Annotated in this window: 1 protein-coding gene; it reads left to right on the forward strand. The window is 39.9% G+C overall.

Annotated elements, in window-relative coordinates:
• Positions 1–424: ABC transporter substrate-binding protein (locus EVJ34_RS15475; RefSeq protein ID WP_145963242.1), on the forward strand; the 424-nt coding region annotated here is incomplete at both ends.

Here is a 424-nt window from a genome sequence, read left to right on the forward strand (position 1 = left end):
CTCATTGGCAAAACGTGTTTCTGATCAAACCGGTGTACCTTATGTATTAATTGATGGCACATTAAAAGATAGTCCAGCTCAGTTGCGCCAAACAGGTGCTTTATTAGGTGTTACTGAAAGAGCAGAAACATTAGCACTTATTGCAGAGCAATATCTTAGTGATGCTACCTTATTTGCTTCTACACAAAAAACAAGCCCTCGTTTTTACCTTGCGCGTGGTGCAAAAGGGTTACAAACAGGTGCAAGAAACTCTATCCATACCGAAGCGATTGAAGCATTAGGCTTTGAAAATGTAGTAGATATTCCGAATTTCACTGGATTAACGGATGTTTCACCAGAGCAGCTTCTGATGTGGGACCCTGAAATTATCATCACACAAGATGAAAATGCCTATCAGCAAATTATGCAAGACTCTGTATGGAAA

The organism is Exiguobacterium sp. SL-9 (assembly GCF_004336985.1).
Taxonomy (GTDB): domain Bacteria; phylum Bacillota; class Bacilli; order Exiguobacteriales; family Exiguobacteriaceae; genus Exiguobacterium.